17 protein-coding genes are annotated in these 21,237 nt (G+C 71.4%); 2 read left to right on the forward strand and 15 right to left on the reverse strand.

Translation table 11 applies throughout. The annotated features are described in order from the left end of the window. Position 1: 1 nt before the first annotated feature. Positions 2-1,459 carry a condensation domain-containing protein gene (locus WA675_RS04710; RefSeq protein WP_336082222.1) on the reverse strand — a complete coding sequence of 486 codons (1,458 nt, stop codon included), beginning with the start codon at positions 1,457-1,459 and terminating at the stop codon, positions 2-4. A gap of 398 nt (positions 1,460-1,857) precedes the next feature. Further along, positions 1,858-2,391 carry a hypothetical protein gene (locus WA675_RS04715; RefSeq protein ID WP_336082223.1) on the reverse strand — a complete coding sequence of 178 codons (534 nt, stop codon included), beginning with the start codon at positions 2,389-2,391 and terminating at the stop codon, positions 1,858-1,860. A gap of 426 nt (positions 2,392-2,817) precedes the next feature. Between WA675_RS04715 and WA675_RS04720 the strand changes: the two genes are divergently transcribed. After that, entirely contained in the window at positions 2,818-3,189 is a 372-nt protein-coding gene (locus tag WA675_RS04720; RefSeq protein WP_336082225.1) for a YybH family protein, read from the forward strand. A gap of 2 nt (positions 3,190-3,191) precedes the next feature. On the opposite strand, the gene WA675_RS04725 is transcribed toward WA675_RS04720, so the two are convergent. Beyond that, positions 3,192-3,533 carry a hypothetical protein gene (locus tag WA675_RS04725; protein ID WP_336082226.1) on the reverse strand — a complete coding sequence of 114 codons (342 nt, stop codon included), beginning with the start codon at positions 3,531-3,533 and terminating at the stop codon, positions 3,192-3,194. A gap of 261 nt (positions 3,534-3,794) precedes the next feature. Here WA675_RS04725 and WA675_RS04730 point away from each other — a divergent pair, with 261 nt between their 5' ends. Next, positions 3,795-4,517 carry a 2'-5' RNA ligase family protein gene (locus WA675_RS04730; RefSeq protein ID WP_336082228.1) on the forward strand — a complete coding sequence of 241 codons (723 nt, stop codon included), beginning with the start codon at positions 3,795-3,797 and terminating at the stop codon, positions 4,515-4,517. On the opposite strand, the gene WA675_RS04735 is transcribed toward WA675_RS04730, so the two are convergent. From WA675_RS04735 to WA675_RS04790, 12 genes are all read right to left on the reverse strand, one after another. Next, positions 4,507-4,845: a ferredoxin family protein gene (locus WA675_RS04735; RefSeq protein WP_336082229.1), complete on the reverse strand. Its 339-nt coding sequence runs from the start codon at positions 4,843-4,845 to the stop codon at positions 4,507-4,509. The two genes, WA675_RS04730 and WA675_RS04735, sit on opposite strands and share 11 nt — an antisense overlap. Further along, on the reverse strand, positions 4,842-6,425 hold the full coding sequence (locus WA675_RS04740; protein ID WP_336082230.1) for an FAD-binding protein: 1,584 nt from the start codon (positions 6,423-6,425) through the stop codon (positions 4,842-4,844). Before WA675_RS04740 ends, WA675_RS04735 begins: the two co-directional genes overlap by 4 nt. A gap of 79 nt (positions 6,426-6,504) precedes the next feature. Next, complete coding sequence (locus WA675_RS04745) at positions 6,505-7,431, reverse strand: TauD/TfdA dioxygenase family protein (protein ID WP_336082232.1); 927 nt, start codon at positions 7,429-7,431, stop codon at positions 6,505-6,507. A 108-nt stretch (positions 7,432-7,539) separates the two neighbouring features. Next, complete coding sequence (locus WA675_RS04750; protein ID WP_336082234.1) at positions 7,540-8,880, reverse strand: LLM class flavin-dependent oxidoreductase; 1,341 nt, start codon at positions 8,878-8,880, stop codon at positions 7,540-7,542. Positions 8,881-8,893: 13 nt separating this feature from the next. Next, positions 8,894-9,778 (reverse strand): ABC transporter permease, encoded by an 885-nt coding sequence (locus WA675_RS04755; RefSeq protein ID WP_336082236.1) that lies wholly within the window; start codon positions 9,776-9,778, stop codon positions 8,894-8,896. Then, the gene (locus tag WA675_RS04760) at positions 9,771-10,631 is read right to left on the reverse strand and encodes an ABC transporter ATP-binding protein (protein ID WP_336082238.1); all 861 of its coding nucleotides are present in this window, start codon (positions 10,629-10,631) and stop codon (positions 9,771-9,773) included. Before WA675_RS04760 ends, WA675_RS04755 begins: the two co-directional genes overlap by 8 nt. After that, positions 10,628-11,710, reverse strand: a complete 1,083-nt coding sequence (locus WA675_RS04765) for an ABC transporter substrate-binding protein (RefSeq protein ID WP_336082240.1) — start codon at positions 11,708-11,710, stop codon at positions 10,628-10,630. Before WA675_RS04765 ends, WA675_RS04760 begins: the two co-directional genes overlap by 4 nt. A gap of 313 nt (positions 11,711-12,023) precedes the next feature. Continuing rightward, complete coding sequence (locus WA675_RS04770) at positions 12,024-12,755, reverse strand: IclR family transcriptional regulator (RefSeq protein ID WP_336082242.1); 732 nt, start codon at positions 12,753-12,755, stop codon at positions 12,024-12,026. Between the two features lie 94 nt (positions 12,756-12,849). Then, positions 12,850-13,014 (reverse strand): hypothetical protein, encoded by a 165-nt coding sequence (locus WA675_RS04775; protein ID WP_336082855.1) that lies wholly within the window; start codon positions 13,012-13,014, stop codon positions 12,850-12,852. Between the two features lie 18 nt (positions 13,015-13,032). Next, complete coding sequence (locus WA675_RS04780; RefSeq protein WP_336082244.1) at positions 13,033-18,954, reverse strand: amino acid adenylation domain-containing protein; 5,922 nt, start codon at positions 18,952-18,954, stop codon at positions 13,033-13,035. Positions 18,955-19,006: 52 nt separating this feature from the next. Beyond that, entirely contained in the window at positions 19,007-20,392 is a 1,386-nt protein-coding gene (locus tag WA675_RS04785; protein ID WP_336082246.1) for a hypothetical protein, read from the reverse strand. Positions 20,393-20,402: 10 nt separating this feature from the next. Continuing rightward, entirely contained in the window at positions 20,403-21,227 is an 825-nt protein-coding gene (locus WA675_RS04790; protein ID WP_336082248.1) for an ABC transporter permease, read from the reverse strand. Between the last annotated feature and the right edge of the window lie 10 nt (positions 21,228-21,237).

Genomic DNA, 21,237 nt, shown 5'->3' on the forward strand with positions numbered 1-21,237 from the left:
CTCACCCCACCTGGGCCGCACCGGCCAGGGGATCCGAACCCCGGTCCGGTGCCGCCGACGGTGTGAGCGCGTAACCGGCTGCCGCGGTGTGGTCAGCCGGTGCGGCTGCCCCCGCGGTGATCGCGCGCAGAGCGTGGCCGAACGCCGTGAGGAATTCGTCCATCACCTCCGGCGGGAATCCGGCCGGGTAGCGGGTCGAGACGTAGAGTCCGTCGGCGGCGCGAACCACCCACAGGAACACCTCGTCGGGGGAGTACGACTCGGCGCGCAGGGTGCGTCCGCGCAGGTCGGCGACGAGTTCGTAGCCGGGGAGCACCCGGATGTCGAGGAAGGAGACGCCGAAGCGAGGTGTCTCGGCTACCTCGAGCAGTTCCAGGACGCGGTTCCAGGAGGCGTCCCCGGCGGTGCGGGCGCGGCGCAGGGCCGCGCGGGCGTGGTCGAGCGCGGCGGCGATGTCGTCGGTGTCGTCGAGGGCGATATCGACGGGCACCACATTGACGAACCAGCCCATCGATTCCAACCAGCGCAGATCCGGCCGGGTCGCGATTGGCATGACTGTGCGCAACCCGCCGCCGCCGAAGCGCTCCCGGTGGGCCAGCGCCAGCCCCGCGAACACCGCCACCGACAGCCGGTGCCGCACCGCGTCGAGCGCGGTCTCGACCCGCTCCAGCTCGGCCAGGTCGAGCACCCGGCGCGACACGCTGGGCTGCGGCAGACCCGCCTCGACCGGCCGCTGGGCGTGCGGGGCGAAGCGCGGCATGGACCCGTCGGCGAGGAAGTCACGCCAGGTCGTGACGGCGGGGCCCGCCGGATCGAGCGCGGTGGCGGCCGCCCGCTCGAGCACCGCGAAGTCGGCGGCACTGCCGAAGGTGGCCGATTCCCGTGCGGGCAGACCGGCCACGGACTCGGTGTAGAGGGCACGCAGCTCCAGGATGAGGATGGCCTGGGAGTAGGCGTCGAGCACCGAGTGATCGGCCGCGATCAGCACGGTGAAATCGGCGGTGCCGGGATGGTCGACGGTGGCGGCCAGGCAGTGCGGCCACACCAGCGGCGACAGGCGCAATTCCAGTGCGCCACGGAGGAATTCGTTGATCTCGGCGCCGCAGGTGAGCCCTTCGATGGGCTGTTCGGCGATGACGAGCTCCGCCGCGCCCGCGGTGCGCCGGGTACGGGCGGAGGCATCGACGGTGGTGCGCAAGCCCTCGTGCCGCGCGTGCCAGCGCCGCAGCGTCTCCCGCCAGGCCGCGGCGTCGAACGGGGCGTCCATCTCGAACGCGGTGCCGATCCAGCGGCCCCGGCCGGGCAGTGGGTCGGCGGGATCGACCCCGGCGCAGTATCCGGCGTGCACGCTGGTGAGCGGGCGATCGTCGGGCTGCCAGGCATACTCGGGCAGTTCGGCGGTCCAGATCGACAATGTCCCGGGACGGATCTCGAATTCGGACAAATGGGTGTATTCCATGACCGGGTTCACCTCGTGACGAATACAGGCCGAAGCGGCGCAAGACGGATTCGAAAAAGGGGCACGTCGATGTGACACCACTGTTGCTCTGGATCTTCGACGGCGGATATTCCGGTGAAGCCTCGGCGGGTTAGATGCTATAGCCAGAACGCTGGAATTCATGCCTGTGAGTGCGGTCACTGATGCGCTGAACAAAAAGGGCGACGCGAGGGAATGTGCTGGTGGTTCGGTGGATAGTCGCTGGCGCGCAGAATGTTTCGGACGGAACAATCTGTGGACGTGACTGTCCGCCGAGAATTTTGTTCACCGGCGGCGGATATTCGGTGTCGGCGTCGTCACAGCCGGGAAGAATCGTCGTCCGGTGCCGTTTTCCGTCCGTTCACCCGGAACGAATCGAATCAGTGGGTCAACGCGACTTTGATCGCCACGATGGTGGTGGCCACGCAGGTTAGCAGGACGGCGGCGGCCAGGGTGGACCGGTCCGGCCGCACGCCCTGGAGCCTGCGGATGACGAAGACGATCCCGCCGATGCGGATCAGCATTACCGCCTCGGCGAGCACCTGGGCGGTGCGCGGCTCGAGCCAGCCGAAGGCCGCGGCCGCGAGGATCACGCACGGCAGCACCGCCGAACTGAGGATGGGTAGCGAGTCGCGCAGATCCGTCCAGCGTTCGAGCCCGGTCGGGGACTGGTCGGTGCGCACCGACCGGCCGACGTTCTCGGCGAAGGTGTGCGCGACGAAGGTCGACGCGGCGGTCCCGAGCACGACGAGGATGCCGACGTTCTCCGCCGACGGCGAGACCGGGATGAGCGCGGCGAGGATCAGGATGTTGCCGTAGATATAGGCGCTGATCCGGCTCGCCGCGTTGCGCCGGTCCAGCGGGACCCGCGAGAACAGGGGCCCGTGCAGGAATCTGTGCCTGTTGCCGTCCATCGGCCCTCACCGTCGTCGTCGGGTGACACGCCTCGAGAGGAACTATATTCGCCGCCGACCGGCGTTATCCCGGTGTTATCGCACCGTTGCGCAGTCGGCGCCGGTTGCTAGGGTGGCGCGGAAGTTTGTTCGTTCGACCGTGAGGAAGACCATGGGAAGCACTGCCCTCGACGTCATCGCGCTGCTCGTGAACCGCGCTGCCGAGTTCTGGAACTGGATGGCGACCGGCTCGTCGGGTTTCCCGCCGCTGTGATCGGCTGACACCACACGCGCGAAACCCCCGGGACGCCATCGGCTTCCGGGGGTTTCGCCGTCTCCGGACCGGCTCGGGGCTCGGGCGCGCGGTCCGGCGGTTCGGTGCGCCGTTTCGTGTCGGACCCCGGCGTTACCGTTGTCGCACAGCCCATATCGAGGACAGGGGTGGCGATGACCGACAACGACGACGCCGCGCGGGAACGCGCCCGGCGCCCGGAAGATCTGAGCAGGCTCGTGGTCGAACGGCTCAACGCGGGGGATGTGGACGGTCTGGTCGAGCTCTACGAGTCCGACGCGGTCCTCGCGCTGCCCGACGGTGTGGTCGCGACGGGGATCGAGGAGATCAGGGCCGCCTATACCCGGCTGGTCGCGTCGCGGCCGGTCTTCCAGCCGGGGACGCAGTCGCCCGCGCTGCGGGCGGGGGATCTGGCGCTCACCTCGTCGCGGTTACCGGGCGGGGGCGGGGCGACGGTGGAGGTGGCGCGCCGCCAGCCCGACGGGAGCTGGCGCTGGATCCTGGACCAGCCGAACGTGCTCGGCTGAGCTCAGTTCTGCTGCAGCCCGGAGTCGAGCACGACCACGACCTTGTCGGCGGTCACCTCGCTGACCCGGACATCGACCCCGTCGGCGGGCTGGGACTCGCCGACGGGCACGGTGATCTGCTGACCGCCGATGCTCAAGGTGACCAGATCGCCGTTGACGGCGACGAGCTCGGCGTCGATCCCGAGCACCGAGGCCTTGGCCTGCACCCCGCGCTCGAAGGTGACGGTGCATCCGCTGACGGTGCACTCGGAGGTGGTGCCGGGGCCGGTCATGGTGCAGGCGGCGGCGACCAGGGGGAGCAGGAGGGCGAACGCGGAACGCGTGATCAGCCGACGAACAGGCATACCGGACAGTGTAGAGCGCGGCGCCACGCCGGGGACGGCAAGCGAGGACTCGGGATCGAAGGTGCAACGGAACGGTCTCGTCGTGTTGCGGGTCCCTGCCACCGGTAATACCGTCGCTGACAGGTAACTGGCATCGCAGCACCGGTGTCGATCGTTTCGGTGTTCGTCGGGGTGAACTGGCCGTCTCCGCCTGGGCGCGGACGATCGGCCCGGCCGCCCGATGGTCGCTGGGGGCGTCGGCCGAGATCGGGAGGTGGGACCATGATCGCGAGCGAGACGACGGTTGCCAGCCGCTGGTGGTGGCGGCCGGGGTGGACACCGGGGCGTTCCTTCTACGACTGGCAGATCGTGCCGACGCAGACCGTCGCCGACAAGCTGGTCGAGATCTTCGCACCGACCCTGTCCCGGCTGCCGGGGCTCGAACAGGTCGACACCGCGCGCCTGCGGATCGGGGTACAGGGCATCGGTTTCGTCGACGGCGTGAAGGGCGTGCACCTGGCCGCCCTGGTCGCGGGGGCGCGGGAACTGCTGGCCGAGCACGCGCCGTTCCAGCTCACCTTCGGCCCGCCGCTGGTGGCCGAGGATTCGATCCGGCTGCCGATCGCGCTGCCCGAGGAGCTGGTGCGGATCCGGGAGGACCTCACCCGCGCGCTGAGCGAGGTGTGGATCCGCGAGCGCATCCCCGACTTCGGCGAACCGCTGCGCCCCTACCTGGCCGTGGCCCACGCGACCGGCCCGGTGCCGCGCGCGGAGGTCGGTGCCGCGCTGGCCGCGGACGGCTTCCTCGACTTCACCCTCGACGACACGGTCTCGGCCGTCTCGATGGTCGAATTGCTGTGCGAGAACGGCCGATACGACTGGTCGGAGGTGAGCACCGCCGAGCTGCTGCGCGATCCCACCCCGGTCGTCGAGCCGACCGTCTTCGACGATCCGCTCTTCGGTCCGCTGCGTGCCTCGGAGCGGGATCGCGTGCTCAGGAGCTGAGCCGTGGCGGCGGGGTGCCGTGCGGCAGCCGCGGCCCGACCGCGACCCGCGCGCCCGGGGTGCGGCCGTGGCCCCAGCCCAGCTTCTCGCGGTAGCGCCCGATGTGCTCGGCGGGCACCGCCGCCCCGGCGGGCAGCGGCGCGGCCTCGGGGGCCACGTAGAGCGCGTCGACCGGGCAGTACGCCTCGCACATGAAGCAGGTCTGGCAGTCGGATTGCCGGGCGATGACCGGGATTCCGCTGTCGGTGCGGTCGAACACGTCGGTCGGGCAGGCGTCCACGCACTTGTCGCAGCCGATGCAATCCTGCGCGCGCAGCAGCTCGATCATGACGCCACCACCAGAGTCCGGGTGGGTGCCGGGCCGGTCCACGGCTCGTCGAGGCCACCGGAGTACAGGTGGTGGTGCTGGGCCGGGTCCAGCTCGGGGTGATCCGCGCGTTTGCTCATGCCGCGGGTTTCCGTGCGCGCCAGCGCCGATCGGTACATGAGCCTGCCGACGGCGGTGATGGCCGCGGCCTGGCGGGCTCGCATCCGCTCGTTCCCGGACACGCCGCCGAGTCCGTCCGCCGCGGCCGACCACAGCTCGTCGAGCCGGGCCAAGGCCGGGCGCAGGCGCTCGCCGTGGCGCAGGAAATTGTGCTCGATCGGCAGCAGCTCGGCCTGGGCGGCGGCCACCACCTCGGCCGCGGTCAGCGAGCGCGCGCCCGCGGGCCGCAGCCCGACCCGTCCGAGGCCGCGCACCGTGCCCACCGCACCGGCCGCGCGCGCGTACCGGGCGGCGCCCGCGCCCGCCCAGCTGCCCGAGGACATCGCCCAGGCGGCATTGTGGCTACCGCCGCCGGTGAAGCCGCCGCAGATCCGTTCCCTGGTGGCCGCGTCACCGGCGACGTAGAGGCCGGGAACCGTGCTGGCGCAGTCGTCGTCGACGACGTCGATGCCGCCGGTGCCGCGCACCGTGCCCTCGGCGAGCAGATCGATCTCGAAGCGCTGGGTGAACGGATCGATGCCGCGCCGGTCGAACTGCAGGAAGAAATTGGGCTGCCCCAGCCGCATCTGGGCCTGCACGGTCGCATCCGCACGATCGAGCTGGGCGAACACCTTCTCCCGCAGCAGCGTGCGCGCGATCACCGAGCGGCCCCGCGCGGACCCGGCCTCCTCGAGCACCCGCCCGTCCTCGCCGAAGAAGGTCGCGTAGCTGTAGTAGGCGGTCTTGGTGATGGTCGAGTCCTTGGGCACGATCCCGTAGGCGTTGGAGAACTCCATCCCGGAGAACCGGGCCCCGGCCTCGGCGGCCATGAGCGCCCCGTCACCGGTGTCGACATTGGTGCCCAGCGCCCGGGAGAGGAACGCGCACCCACCGGTCGCGAGCACCACCGCGCCCGCGGTGATCCGGTAGTCGCGGCCGCGCTGACGCTGATGACCGGCCGCGCCGCGCACCGCGCCCGTCTCGTCGACGAGCAGTTCGAGCGCCGGGCTGTGATCGTGTACCCGCACGCCGACCCGGGTCAGCCAGGCCCGCATCCGGCGCATGTATTCCGGACCCTGGACACCGGTGCGCAGCGGGTCGCCGGTGGCCGGATCGACCGGGAACGGATACCGGCCCTCGACGGCGAGCCGGTTCATGTTCGCGTAGGTCTGGTCCAGGACCCGGTCCATCCAGTGGTGATCGGCGAGATAGCCACCCAGCGCCTCCCGGCTCGCCTTCGCCGCGGCCCGCGCCTCGGCCTCGGGCGCGACGTACCAGACGCCGGTGCCCGAGGGGGCGGTCGCGCCGCTGGTGCCGCAGTAGCCCTTGTCCACCAGGGTCACCTCGGCCCCCGCCTCGCGGGCGTGGACGGCGGCCCAACAGGCCGCCGGGCCCCCGCCGATGATCAGCACTTCGGTGCTCGCTCGCCATATCTCACTCATGGACTGCTCCTCGGATTCGGGGCGGGTGGTCGAAGTAGACGAGGTGGTGCCCGACCGGAGCCGGGCACCACCGGGGGGATCAGGCGCCGGTGAACTTGTCGCCTGCGATCGGGCGGGACGGCTCGCCGTCGACGCCGACCGGGATGTCGCCCTCGAGGGTGGTGCGGTAGAGCACGCGGGTGACGTCGAGGTGGTCGAGGTCGCTGGGGGCCAGGTGGGCGGTGGCGCGGTTGTCCCAGAACGCGATGCTGCCCTGCTCCCAGCGGAAGCGCACCGTGTAGGCGGGGTGGGCGAGCTCGTCGAAGAGCAGTTGCAGCAGGGCGTCGCTCTGCGGCGGGGTCAGGCCCAGGATGCGGGTGGTGAAGCCGGGATTGACGAACAGCGCCCGCTCGCCGGTCACCGGGTGCACGCGCACCACCGGGTGCTCGGTGACCAGCGGCGCGGCGGCGATCTTGCGGGCGTACGGGCTGTCGGCCTCCCACGGCGGGATCCGGCCACCGAAGCGGTGTTCGGCGCGCAGCCCGTCGAGGAAGGTGCGCAGCGATTCCGGCAGGGCCGCGTAGACCGCCGCCAGGTTGGTCCACTGGGTGTCCCCGCCGATCTCCGGGGCGATCTCCGCGCGCAGGATCGAGGCCGCGGGCGGGTTGATCAGCGGGGAGACATCGGTGTGCCACTTGTTGGTGTAGCTGAACTTCTTGCGGCCGAACTTCTTCTCGTAGAGCCTGCTGTCGACGGCCAGGATCTCCGGGTGCTCGGTGGGCGCGTCGTCGTCGTACGGGTGCGACGGGGTGACGGCGCCGAAACGGCGGGAGAACGCGATCTGCTCGGTGTGGCCGATCCGCTGATCGCGGAAGAACAGCACCTTGTGCCGGTGCAGCGCCGCGGTGAGCTCGCCGACCTGGGCCTCGGTGAGCTCCTCGCGCAAGTCGAGGCCGGTGACCTCGGCGCCGATGTGGCCCGCGACGGGCGTGACGGTGACGGTGCGGGTGTTCTCGATGGTGGTCATGTCGATGGTCCTTCGGGTGGAGCCGGTGGGGAGGTGAGGTGGTGCGTCATCCCGGACAGGCGCTGCTGATCACCCGCATGAGTTCGAGGTCGAGGCGGTGGGTACGCATCAGGCGCTGACCCGCGTCTCCGCCGGGGTGAAGCGGCTTTCCACCGGGTCGAGGCCGTAATGCCCGCGCAGTGTGGTGGATGCGTAGTCGGTGCGGAACAGGCCGCGCTCCTGCAGGATCGGCACCACCCGGTCCACGAAGTCGGCCAGTCCGCCGGGCAGATACGGCGGCATGATGTTGAAGCCGTCGGCCGCGCCCGCGTCGAACCAGCGCCGCAGTTCGTCGGCCACCTGCTCGGGTGTCCCGGCGAAGGTGCGGTGCCCGCGACCGCCGCCCAGTTTGCCGATGAGCTGCCGCACGGTCAGCTCCTCGGTCTCGGCGAGCTCCTTGACCAGCGTGAACCGGCTCTTGCCGCCCTCGATCTCGCTCTCGGCGGGCAGCGGTGGCAGCGGGGCGTCGAGGGCGTGCGCGGTGAGGTCGACACCGAGCATGGCCGAGAGCTGGCGCAGCGCGTAGTCGGGCGAGATGAGGTCGGTGAACTCCTGCTCGAGCGCCCTGGCCTCCTCGGCGGTGTCGGCGATGAACGGCACCAGCCCCGGCAGCACCTTCAGCTCGTGCTCGGCGCGGCCGTATCTGCCCAGGCGCGCCTTCAGATCCCGCGCGAATCGCACGCCCTCCTCGAGGGTGCGCTGCGCGGTGAACACGGCCTCGGCGTGCTGGGCAGCGAATTCCTTGCCCGCTTCCGAGGATCCGGCCTGTACCAGCAGCGGCCGACCCTGCGGGCCGCGTGGCGAGTTGAGCGGGCCGCGCACCCGGAATCGTTCCCCGGTGTAGTCGAGGGTGTGCACCTTGGCCGGGTCGGCGAAGACGCCGGTCTCGGTGTCGAGCACGACCGCCCCGGATTCCCAGCTGTCCCACAGCGCGAGCGCCACGTCGACGAACTCCGCCGCGCGTTCATAGCGGCGCGCGTGCTCGGGAATGGCGTCGAGCCCGAAGTTGTAGGCCTCGTCCACACTGCCGGAGGTGACGATGTTCCACCCGGCCCGCCCGCCGCTGATGTGGTCGAGCGAGGCGAACTTGCGGGCCAGATTGAACGGCTCGTTGTAGCTGGTCGAGGCGGTGGCGATGAGCCCGATCCGCTCGGTGACCGCCGCGATCGCGGCCAGCAGCGTCACCGGCTCGAACACTGTGAGGGCATTGCGTTCCACGCGCGGGCCGACGGCGAGGGTGTCGGCGAAGAACACCGAGTCGAGCTTGCCGCGCTCGGCGATCCGGGCCACCTCCTGGAAGTGGCGCACATCGAGCACCCGGTGTTCCTCGGTGCGCGGATGCCGCCAGGCCGCCTCGTGGTGGCCGACGCCCATCAGGAAGGCGTTGAGATGAAAGGTCCTGCGGGACAAGGAATTCTCCTGATCAGACGTGGGTGGCGGTGCGCCAGCGGGAAAGGCGGCGTTCCAGGGCGACGAGGGCGACATTGAAGCCGAGGCCGATCAGCGAGATCGCCACGATCCCCGCGTACATCTGCGGGATCTGGAAGTTCTGCTGGGCGGCGGTGATCAGGTAGCCCAGTCCGGCCCGGGCGCCGATCATCTCGGCGGCGATGAGAACCAGGATCGAGCCCGAGGCCGCCATCCGGATGCCGGTGAAGATCGACGGGACCGCTGCGGGCAGGATCACCTTCTGGAACAGCCGCAGCGGCGAGAAGCCCAGTGACACCGCTGATTTCACCAGCAGCGGATCGACGGTGCGCACCCCAGTGATGGTGTTGAGCAGGATCGGGAAGAAGGTGGCGTAGCCGATCAGCGCGATCTTGGAGGTCTCGCCGATCCCGAGGATGAGCACGAACACCGGCAGCAGCGCCAGGGCGGCGGTGTTGCGGAACAGTTCGAGCACCGGGTTGAGGAAGTCCGAGACCGGCTTGTACCAGGCGATGGCGATCCCGGCGGGCACCGCGATCACCAGGGCGAGGGAGAAGCCGGTGACCGAGCGGGTGAGGCTGGCCGAGATGTGGTCGCCGAGCTGGCCGTTGGCGGCCAGCTCCACGAAGGCCTGCACGACCACCGAGAACGGCGGGAGGAACACCTCGTCAACCAGGCCGAAGCGCGGCGCGAGTTCCCAGGCGCCGAGCAGCAGCGCGAAGGCCAGCAGCGGCTTGGCGATCCGGATCAGCAGCCGTCCGGTGGCCCCGGCCGCGCGGGTGACGACCTCGGGAACCGCGCGGGCCGGGACCGCGGCGGGTGCCGGTGCCGGGGGCGTGCGATCGGTGGGCCGGTCGAGGACCGGGACGGCGCTAGACATGGGCGGGACTCCTGTCGGTGGATGCCGCCGGGGCGGTGCTGTCCTCGGTGGCGGCGAGCTCAGCCCGCTGGGCCCGGCTCACCTCGCTCTGCAGTTCGGTCCAGATGCGATGGCGGTACTCGCGGAACGGCTCACTGGAGCGCACATCGATGTCGCCACCGCGCGCGATGTCGATATCGATGACGGCCTTGATCCGGCCGGGTCGTGAGGTGAGCACCGCGACGCGCTGGCCCAGGTAGACGGCCTCGTCGATGCCGTGGGTGATGAACAGGATGGTCTTGCCGGTGGCCTCCCAGATGCGTAGCAGCTCGTCCTGCAACGACTCCCTGGTCTGGGCGTCGAGCGCGGCGAACGGCTCGTCCATCAGCAGTACTTCCGGGTCGAAGGCGAGGCTGCGCGCGATCGCGACGCGCTGCTTCATGCCGCCGGACAGTTCGTGCGGGTACCGGTCACCGAAGCCGGTCAGGCCGACCAGTTCCAGGTAGTGATCGGCGATCGCCTTGCGTTCCTTGCGCGGCACGCCCTTGGCCTCGAGCCCGAACTGGATATTCGCGCGGGCGGTGCGCCACGGCAGCAGCGCGTACTGCTGGAACACCACGCCACGGTCGAGGCCCGGACCGGTGATCGGGGCGCCGTCGAGCAGGATGCGGCCCGAACTGGGCGTGCTCAGCCCGCCGAGCAGATCCAGCAGGGTCGACTTGCCCGAACCGCTGGGCCCGACCAGGACGAGGAACTCGCCCGCGCCGACCTCGATCGAGATGTCGTCGATGGCGGTGAACCGTTCGGCGCTGCCCCGGACGGCGAACTGCTTGCCGACGCCCTGGAGCGCCAGTTTGACTGCGGTGCCGGTCATTTCGCGGCCACCACCTCTCCGGTCGGGCCGCTCTCGGGCTGGTAGGTGCCGTTGGCGTACGGGTTGTCCTTGTTGGTGAACAGCTCGGCGGCGGTGATCTTGCCGCGCTCGAGCTCGCCGTTGCGTTCGAGCCAGTCGATCCAGATCTGGATCTCCCGCTCGGCGATCACCGCGCCCGGCACCGGGATGCCGGAGCTGCGCCAGTAGTCGAGCAGCTTGAGGTTCTCGTTGCGGCCGCGCTTGCTGATGATCTCGGTGAACTCGGCGACCACCTCGTCGCGCGGGGTGACCTGCAGCCAGCGGGTGGCGCGAGCGGTGCCCTGCACGAAATCCTCGACCGCCTCGGGGTTCTGGGCGATGAAGTCCTTGCGGAAGACGTAGGTGCCGTAGTCGAATTCGCCGAAGATGTCCTTGTCGGTGAACAGCGCGTGCAGCCCGCCGCGCGGCACCGCGGTCTCCCGGTAGACACCACCGAGCGCGCCGACATCGATCTGTCCGCTGCGCAGCGCCTCCTCGGTATTGATCGGCGGCACCACGATCAGCTGCACCTGCTTGATCTCGTCCTCGGTCAGGCCCTGCTGGTGCAGCCATTCCCGGGTGACGAACTCGTGGTGTGCGCCGAGGGTGTTGATCCCGACCTTCTTGCCGATCAGATCACGCGCGGTCTTGATGCCCGCGTCCTCGCGCACGAAGTAGCCGGTGTAGGACTTCGCGTCCGAGCCGTAGGAGCTCAGGACCGCCTGTACCGGGGCGCCGCCCGCGGCGAGCTTGACCACCGCGCCGTTGAACGCGCTGCCGAATTCGACCTGCTTGGTGGCCGCGGCCTGGATATTGGCCGGGCCGCTGGTGGTGTCGCTCTCCCACCGCAGGGCGATCGAGCGGAAGTAGCCGAGGTGGTCGGCGAGTTCGAAGGGCGTGACCAGACCGGTCTGGCCCTGGTAGCGCAACACGGTCTTGCCGTCGGCGGTCGTCGGTGTATCGGTGGCGCCGCACGCGGTGACCACCGCGAGGGCGGCGGGAACGACGAGCGCGGCGGCGAGCGCACGCAGCGGACGTCGTCGCAAGAGAGTGGACAGCATGGTTGGCGAATCTTTCGATGGCGTGCGGGATCGCGCGACGTGCCGCACGAGGGCACGCCGCGACGATCCGCACGGAACGGACTGACGGGAGAGAAAGAGGGCTGGGCGACGCGGGGAGGCCGCCGGGAGATCAGCGGCGACAGAATCCGGGCGACAGGCGCATGAGGTCCACCGTCCTGCGGCGGACGAGCGCGGGGGTGTCGGTCATGTCGGGACTTTCCTGCCGGGGGATCGGCGAGCTGCTCGCCGTCTCGAATTCCTATGGTGCGGTGCGTGATACGGGTTCGGCAATGCTGTTTTCACATCGTGGAAATCACGGTGCGCCGAATTCGGCACCGGCGGCGGTGTGGAAGTACGGGCCGATTCGCACCGCGATCTGGTGCATGGCGGGCACCACCGCGCGCACCAGATCGTGATCAAGGCGCACCGCGCGCGCCTGCACACCCAGCGCGCCCCACACCTGCTTGTCCGGCCCGAGCACGGGCACGGCGACGGCGCGGATCGGTTCCGCGCTGTCGATCTCCTCGACTGCGAAACCGCGCCTGCGCACGGTGTCGAACAGTTCGCGCCGTTCGGCGCCGGTGGCGGTGTGCGCGAGCAGGGCGTGGCCGACGGCGCTGCTGTGCAGCGGGCTGCGTTCGCGGGGAATCTGGTTGTGGCAGAACGAGACCGGTGGACGGGCCTGGAAGACGGTGAGCGCCTCGTCGTCGTCGGGCACGCTGAGACTGACGGTGATCTTGATCCCGGCGGCCAGCGCGTAGAGGTGTGGCGCGGCGGCGTCGAGCCCGAGCCGGGAGAGCGCGGGCCGGGCCAGGCAGGCCAGCCCGTGCCCGATCCGGTAGCGGTCGGTGGCGGTGTCCTGCTCGAGCAGCCTGCCGCGCACCAGCGCCTGCGCCAGCCGGAAGGTGGTACTCACCGGCAGCCCGGCGCGGTGCGCGAGCTCGCTCAGCGACAGCTCCGGATCGCCGCCCTGGAAGCAGTTGAGGACATAGACGGCACGGTCGACGGCGCGGGCCCCGGAACGGGGTGCTTCGGTGGCGGTCATGGGCGGCTCCCTCTCGGCGAAGTGCCGTGAACTATCCGCGACCCGCACCCCGGCCGCAATGGTTCGCCCACCGCTGAGCCGAACTCCCCGCAGGTCAGTCCCGCGCGTCGTCCTCGGTGGGCCGAGCCGCCCCGGACACCCGGATCACCCCGGCGTCGAGATCGAGATCCACCCGCGGCCGGTGCCCCTGCCCATCACTGTCCCCACTGCCCTCGTTCTGCAGCTTCTGCCCGGGAAACAGCTCACCCATGATGCCCACGCCTCCACCATAACCAGCTCAGACGGGCTGGGGGAGCAGCCCGGCGGTGACGAAGCCGGTGATGTAGCGGTGCAGGACGGTGGTGTCGACGCGGGGGCAGGTGACGTCGGTGCCGGTGAGGGCGGTGCGGGTGGTCTCGTCGTCGATGACGAGGTCGCCGCCGCCCGCGCCGAGGTAGTTCTCGGCGATGAGAGCCGCGCGCATGAGGTCGGCGTGGTCGCCGATGCGGTCGGCCAGGCGATGCGCGGCGTCCTCGATGGCGACGGTGTCGACGGGGTAGCCGTTCTCGCGCACGATGTCGAGGATGGCCGCGACGGGGGTGGGTTCGCGGTTGACCAGGTGGTAGATCTCGCCGTCGGGGTGGCGGGCGGTGGCCAGGGCGACGATGGCGCGGGCGACGTAGTCGACCGGTGCCAGGGTGACCTTGGTCTCGCCGATCTCCGGCGCGACACCCAGGTGCGCGGCCGAGCGGATGAGGGTCCAGAAGGCGTCGTCGCTGTTCACGGTGCCGTTCGTGGTGGCGCCGGAGACCAGGCCGGGCCGGTGCACGGCCACCGGCAGACCGCGCCGGGCGGCGGCGAGCACCAGCTGTTCGGCGACCCACTTGCTGGCCATGTAGCCGTTGCGGGGCACCTCCGCGGCGGCGATGGTGGCGGCCTCGGTGACGATGCCGGTGTGGTCGATGCCGACCGCGGCGTTCACCGTGGACACGAAGTGCAGCGTCTTGACCCGGGTGGTCACCGCCAGCCGCAGCACCTCCACGGTGCCGCCGATATTGGCGGGGCGCAGCACCTCGTACGGTTCGAGATGGTTGACCCGGGCGCCGTTGTGGTAGATCACCTCGATCTGCCCGGCCAGGGTGGCCCAGTCGGCCTCGGACAGGCCGAGGCGCGGGGCGGCCAGGTCACCCGGCAGCGGGACGACCCGGTCGCGCAGGTCGGTGGAGTCGAGCCCGAAGCGGTCCATGGTCGCGGCCAGGCGCTGATAGCCCGATTCGATGTCGTCGGCGCGCACCAGGCACCAGACCGTGGCGGGGGTGTGGTCGAGGAGTTCGCGCAGCAGGTGGATGCCGACGAACCCGGTCGCGCCGGTGAGCAGCGCGGTCGCCGCACCGGCCGGTGCGTGCTGGGGCACAAGCAGGTCGGGATCGAGCCGGGCGTCGGTCTCGAGCATCTCGATCCAGCGCCCGTCGGCCGCCTCGGCGGCCCCGGCGGACACGGCCGCGGTGACCCCGCGCGGGGTGGCGGCCTCGAACAGCGTGCGGGCCTCGACATCGAGCCCCAGGCGCTGGGACAGCTCGGAGCGCAGGCCGAACACCAGCAGCGAGGTGCCGCCGAGGTCGAAGAAGTTGTCGTCCACGGCCACCGCGTCCACGCCGAGCACATCGGCGAAGACCTGGGCGACGGCGAGTTCGCGCACGCTCGGGTGGTAGTCGGCGTCGGCGTCCACGCCGGTGGCCGCCGACTCGGCGATCCGGTGCCGCGGCAGGGCGAGATCCGGGTCGCGCAGCTCGGCGAGGGTCGCGTCCGGGCGGGCGGTGACCGCGCGCAGGACACGGAGGTACTGCTCGGCGAACCCGGTGACGGTGTCCGCGTCGAACAGGTCGGTGGCGTAGCGCAGGCTCGCGACATAGCCGTGGCCGGGGCGCTCGCGCAGGGTGAGGGCGAGGTCGAAGTGGGTGGTGTCCTGCGGGAGCTCGATCAGGTCGACGGCGAGATCACCGAGGGCGAGATCGGTGGTGGCGGGTAGGTTCTCGAAGGAGAACACCGCCTGGAACAGCGGATTGCGGGTGTCGTCACGCGGCGGGTTGACCGCTTCGACGATGTGGTCGAACGGCACGTCGCCGTGGTCGAGCGCGGCCAGGGTCACCGCGCGCGAGCGGGTCAGCAGCGCGGTGAACGGCTCGTCCGGGTCGAGCGTGGTGCGCAGCGGCAGCGTGTTGACGAACATGCCGACCAGGCGGTCCAGCGACGGATGCCCGCGCCCGGCGACCGGGGTGCCGACGGTGATGTCGGCGCTGCCCGAGAGCTGGTGCAGCAGTACGGCGAAGGCCGCGTGGCCCGCCATGTGGGCGGTGGCCTGGTGGTCGCGGGCCAGCGCGGTGAGCGCGTCGGCGGTGGCGGCGTCGACGGTGAAATCGATCGCCGCGCCCGCGCCGTCGGCGCCGGTGGTGCGCACCCGGTCGACCGGCAGGGTCAGCCGGTCGGGGGCACCGGCGAGAGTCGCTACCCAGTAGTCGAGTTGGCGCGCGGCCAGGGAGGTGGGATCGGTGCGGTCGCCGAGCCGGTCGAGCTGCCAGAGGGTGTAGTCGGCGTACTGCAGCGGCAGCGGTTCCCAGTCGGGGGTGCCCCGCTTCGCCTGGGCCGCGTAGGCGAGGGACAGATCGGCCACCAGCGGGCCGTGCGACCAGCCGTCGGCGGCGATGTGATGGGCGACCAGGGCCAGCACGTGCTCCCGGTCGTCCAGGCGCCACAGGGTGAGCCGGAACGGGATATCGGTGGTGACGTCGAAGGGCGCGGCGACCTGTGCGGCCAGCGCGTCGGCGAGGGCGTCCGCGGTCAGGGCGATCGGCGTGAAATCGTGTCCGGCCAGCGCTTCGTCGGTGTCGAGAATGCGGGGGCGGGGGCCGGATTCGCCCGTGGGATAGACGGTACGCAGGACCTCGTGCCGCCGCACGACCGCGCGCACCGCGCCGACGAGCGCGGCGTGGTCGAGATCGCCGCGCAGGCGCAGCGCCAGCGGCAGGTGGTAGGCGGCCGACTCGCGGTAGAGCTGATTGAGCAGCCACATCCGGGTCTGGGCGGGCGCGAGCGAAAGCTGCTGCGGCCGTGGGCCCGCCACGGGCTCGGCGGTGGTGACGGCATCGCCGAGAGCGGCGGCGAGGGCGGCCACGGTCGACGCGTCGAAGATCGCGCGCACCGACACGCCCAGGCGGGCGGCGACCTGGGTCGCGGTGAGCGAGGTGCCGCCCAGATCGAAGAAGTCGTCCTCGGCGCCGACCTGTCCGGCGTCGAGCACCGCGGCGAAGGCGTCGGCGACCGCGCGCTCGGCGGTGGTCGCCGGGGCCCGGAATCCGGTGCGGCCGAAGTCCGGCGCGGGGAGCTTGCGGGTGTCGAGTTTGCCGTTGGGCGTCAGCGGCAGGGTCTCCAGCACGATGTAGGCGCTGGGGCGCAGGTAGGAGGGCAGCAGGTCGGCGATCCGGTCGCGCACCTCGGCGGTGTCGAGCGGGTGGCCGGGCTCGGGCACCAGGTAGCCGACCAGGTGCGCGCCGCGCCGATCGGTGTGCGCGGTGACCACCGCGCGCGCCACCCCGGGCAGCCCGGCGAGCGTGGTCTCGATCTCGCCCGGTTCGATGCGGTGCCCGCGGACCTTGATCTGGAAGTCGCTGCGGCCGTGGTAGATCAGCTCGGGTTCGGCGCCCGCGGTGAGTGTCACCAGGTCGCCGGTGCGGTACAGGCGCCCGCCCGCCGGACCGAACGGGTCGGCGACGAAACGCGCGGCGGTGAGCGCGTGCCTGCGGTGGTAGCCACGGGCCAGCGCGGGCCCGCCGAGGTAGAGCTCGCCGATCGCCCCGGGCGCCACCGGCCGCAGGGCCGCGTCCAGGACCACGGCGTGGAAACCGCGCAGCGGCGCGCCGATGGTGACCGGGGTGCCGGGGGTGAGCTCGGCGATGGTGGCGATATCGGTGGCCTCGGTGGGCCCGTACCCGTTGCGCATCAACCGCTTCGGCGACCACGCGTCCACCAGATCGGCGCGGATGGCCTCGCCGCCGACCCCGAGCACCGCCAGCTCGGGCAGGGCGGCCGGGTCCAGGGTGGCCAGCACGGCCGGGGTGATGATCGCGTTGGTGATGCGCTCGCGCCGCATCAGATCCGACAGGTCCGGGCCCGCCATCACAAAGCGGGGCGCGATCACCAGCGTGGCGGCACCGGCCAGCCCGCACAGGATCTCGCCAACGGCCATGTCGAAACCGGGGGAGGCGTGGTGCAGGGTGCGCGCGTGCGGGCCCAGGTCGTAGCGGTCGCGGCGCTCGGCGGCGAGGTTGGCCAGGCCGCCGTGGGTCACCAGCACGCCCTTGGGCAGGCCGGTCGAGCCGCTGGTGTAGATCAGATAGGCCGGGTGATCGACGCGCAGGGCGGTCGGCCGGTCGGCGTCGGTGACGGGATCGGCGCGGTGGCCCGCGGTGGTGGCGGGCTCGTCGAGCGGCAGCCACTGGAGGGTGCCGGGCAGTTGGTCGCGGTGCGCGCCCGTGGTGACGCCCAGGGTCGCGCCGCAGTCGCCCAGGATGTGTGCGATGCGCTCGGGCGGATAAGCCGGATCGATCGGGACGAACCCGGCACCGGTCTTGGTGATCGCCCAGACCGCGGCCACGGATTCGGCGGAACGTTCCACCGCCATGGCGACGAGTGTCTCCGGTCCCGCGCCCGCGGCCAGCAGCGCGCGGGCCAGGCGGGTGGTCTCGGCGTCGAAGTCGCGGTAGGTCCACTGCCGGTCGGCGTAGACGATCGCGATGCCGTCCGGGTTGGTGGCGACCGCGGCCGCGATGAGCTCGGCCAGGGTCGAGGGCGCGACCGTCTCGGTGCCGCGCCACGGGACCAGCCGCGCGGACTCGGCGTCGGTGAGCAGCGGCAGGGCGCCGATCGGGGTGTCCGGATCGGTGGTGGCGAAGGCGGTGAGGAAGCGCAGGAACCGGCGCAGGTGGGCGTCGAGTTCGTCGGCCCGGTAGCGGTGCCGGTTGCCCTCGAGCTCGACCCGCACCCGGTCCGCCGAGCCGGGGTACAGGTTCAGCGCCAGATCCTCGACCGGCCCGGTCGAGAGCAGGTGCAGGGTGCCGTGCGCGGCACCGAGACGCACCTCGGGCTGGAAGTTCATGATGTTGACCGCGGGGCCGAAGCTCAGCGAGCGGGTCGGGCGCCCGGCATCGCGCCACATGTCCGCGCCGCGGTAGCGCTGATGCCGTAGCGCGCCGGTGAGCTGTCCGCGCGCGGCGGCGACGGCCGCCGCGACGGTGTCGTCGGCGGGGCAGCGCAGCGGCACGATATTGGAGGTCATGCCCGCGCAGCCGCGCAGCGCGGCGGTGGTGCGCGCGGTCATCGGCAGGCTCAGCGCGACGGCGTCGGTGCCGGTCATCCGCGCCAGATAGGCGGCGAAGGCGGCCACCAGCACCGGCGCGTGACCCGGGCCGTCGGCGCGCTCGCGCAGCGCGGTCACCAGCTCGTCGGCCAGGTCGGCACCGGCCAGGCGGGGCAGCGGGTCCGGGTCACCGGCGCGGGTGGCCAGGGTGACCGGCTCGGGCAGCTCGGTCAGCTGGGCCCGCCAGTATTCGCGGTCGGTCTCGTGGCGGCGCGAGGCACGGTAGTCCAGATCGGCGGCGGCCAGCAACCCGGGCGAGTCGACGGTGCCGGTGGGCGGTTCGGTGCCCTCGACCAGGGCGGCGTAGTGCTCGGCGAGCCGTTCGTGCACGCGCATGCCACCGTAGCCGTCCAGGGCGATGTGGTGGGCGCGGGTGTAGAGGAACCGGCGGTCCTCGCCGATGAGCAGAATCGTGGTGTACATCGGCGGGTCGACGGTGACGTCCAGCGGCGACTGCTGGTCGGCGCGCATCCACGCGAACGCGGCGGCCTCGGGGTCGTCCTGCCCACGCAGGTCGACCACCTCGATGTCGTCGCGAACGGTGAGGTCGTGGGTCTGGCCGGGTTCCCCGTCGACGACCACGAAGCGCTGATGTATGCCCAGATCGCGCCCGGTGCGGCGCGCGGCCTCCTGGTGCGCGACCACATCCAGCGGTCCGGCGAGGTCGACGTACTGGGCGATGGTGAGCGGCACCTCGCCCAGCAACTGCTGGGCGAACCAGACCTCCCGCTGTGCCGCGCTGAGCGGCCGGACTTCCTGCGCGGGGCCGAACGAACTCATGGTGCCACTGCCCTTCAGACGAAACATGCAGAATGAAGGTTAGCCTAAGCTTGTGGCGGGTACCTATCCGAGTCGGTTCTCACCAGAACCGTGGACGGAGCCCCCAGGCCGCGAATTCGGCGGAGAGCAGCTCCTGGAGCGCCGCCCTGGTGGGGAAACGGTCGGGATCGCCGCCGGTGACGACCAGGGTGACGGTGTCGTCGTCGCAGGAGAACGCGAGGTTCACCCCGACCTCCACCTGCCGGAACAGCTCGACCGGACCAGGGTTCACCACCGGCCGCATGATGACATCGCGGGCCCGGTGCGGGCCGAGGACCGCGATGTTCTGCGCGGTGCGGCCCATATTCGTGCACAAGCACTCCGGGGCCTTGGCGGTGCGCGCGAACTTGTGCAGCACCACCTTGGGCAACAGCATCTGCACCGGCTGCAGGTGCTGGATCGGCGGGATCGTCGCCGGGTCGCGATAGGCCAGGCCCGCCGCCTTGAGCGCCGCGCGGATGGCGGGCAGATCGGCGCGCTGTCCGGCGCGGTAGTCGACGCTGATCGGCAGGCCGGTGGTGGCATTGGCGCGCGGATCGTCGGCCTCGCGCAGGGAGTGCGGGATGTCCACGCGGACCCGCGCGCCGTCGGCCACCCGGCCGCTGCGCCCGAGCAATCCCACCGCGACACCGATGAGCAGGCCGTTGGTGGTGCCGCCCTGCGCGGCGGCGACGGCGTCCCACTCGGCCAGATCCAGCTGGACGATGGTCTCGGCCGCCTGCCAGGTCTCGGCGTGCGGCAGGCGCGGCTCGGCCGGACGCGGATTACGGGCGGGCTCGCTGACCCCCTTGGCCCGCCGCGCGGCCCGGATGCCGCGCCCGACGGCCCGCAGTTGTCCGCGCGCGTCGGCGAGATCGGCCGCCCAGCGGCCCGCCCCGGCGACCGGGCCGACCAGCCGTCCGGCACTCGCCGCGCGATCCGGTGCTTCGCCCCGGCCGAGCCGGTCGAGCGAGTCGACGATCGCGTGCATCATCCCGCCGCCGTCACAGGCCACGTGCGAGGCCACCAGGGTGACCACCGTGCCGCCCGAGGTGGTGTGCGCGCCCGCGAGCTGCCAGACCAGACCCCGTTCGGGATCGAACTCCACCGCCGCCTGCTCGAGGAACCATTCGAGGACCCGGTCGTCGGGAATCGGGCTGTCCGACCAGACCAGCGGCAGCGACTCGGTGGCCGGTTCCCAATGGGCGCGCGCGATCGGGAAACGCGTGGTGACCACCCGGCGGGCGATGAAGCCGGTGGCCAGGTGCGCGTGCCAGCGTTCCAGCAGCTCGCGGTCCAGCGGCTCGTCGAAGCGGTAGGCCAGCTGGTTGACCAGTGCGTTCGGGTAGAGACTGTGCAGTTTGAAGAACAGGTCGTCGTCGGCGGTGATCCGGTTGAGGCCGGTCGGCCCGGCGGCCACCGTGGCGGCGGGGGAGGTGACGGTCATCGGGGGACTCCTAGCGGGAACGGAGAGTGCGCACGGTCAGCGGCGCGAAGACGGCGACCACGACCACCGAGGCCACCAGCGACCAGCAGGCATCGCTGCCCACCGCGCCGTCGGCGGCCAGCGTGCGCACCGCCGAGACCAGGTAGGACACCGGATTCACGTCGGAGACGTGCTGCATCCAGGTGGGCATGGACTCCTCGGGCACCAGCGCGTTGGAGGCGAAACCGAGGAAGGTCAGCACCAGCATGCACATGCCCTGCACGGCGGCGGGGCGGGCGATGGTGGCGCCGATGAAGGCGAACAGCCAGCTGATGGCGGTGGTGGCCAGCACCACCAGCACCGCGCCGGCCAGGAAGCCCGCGGTGTGCTCGGGGCGATAGCCCATACAGAATCCGACGATCACCACCGTGGTGGCGGCGAGGAGATAGCGCACCATCCCGGCCAGCAGCGCCCCGGCGACCGGGGCGGAGCGCGCGATCGGCATGGCCACGAACCGGTCGAAGACCCCGGAGTGGATGTCCTCGGACAGTTGCACGCCGGTGGCGACCGAGGAGGTCAGCACGATCTGCACCAGCACGCCCGGGATCATGATCGGCAGATACGCCGCCATGCTGCCCGCGATGGCGGTGCCGAAGATGCTGCCGAACAGGACCGGTCCGACGATGGGTAGCAGCAGCGCGTCGTAGAGCAGCTGCGGGCTGTGCCGGAAGGTGAGCAGCCCGCGCCAGGCCATCATGAGCGAATGGGCCACGGCGGCAACGGGTCCGATGCGGGTCACACGCGGGGCGCGCACCACCCGGGTGGGCGCGGGAGTGGTCTCGGTGGTGACGGTCATGAGTTCTCTC

The organism is Nocardia sp. SSK8, assembly GCF_037034205.1.
In the GTDB taxonomy this organism is placed as follows: Bacteria; Actinomycetota; Actinomycetes; order Mycobacteriales; family Mycobacteriaceae; genus Nocardia.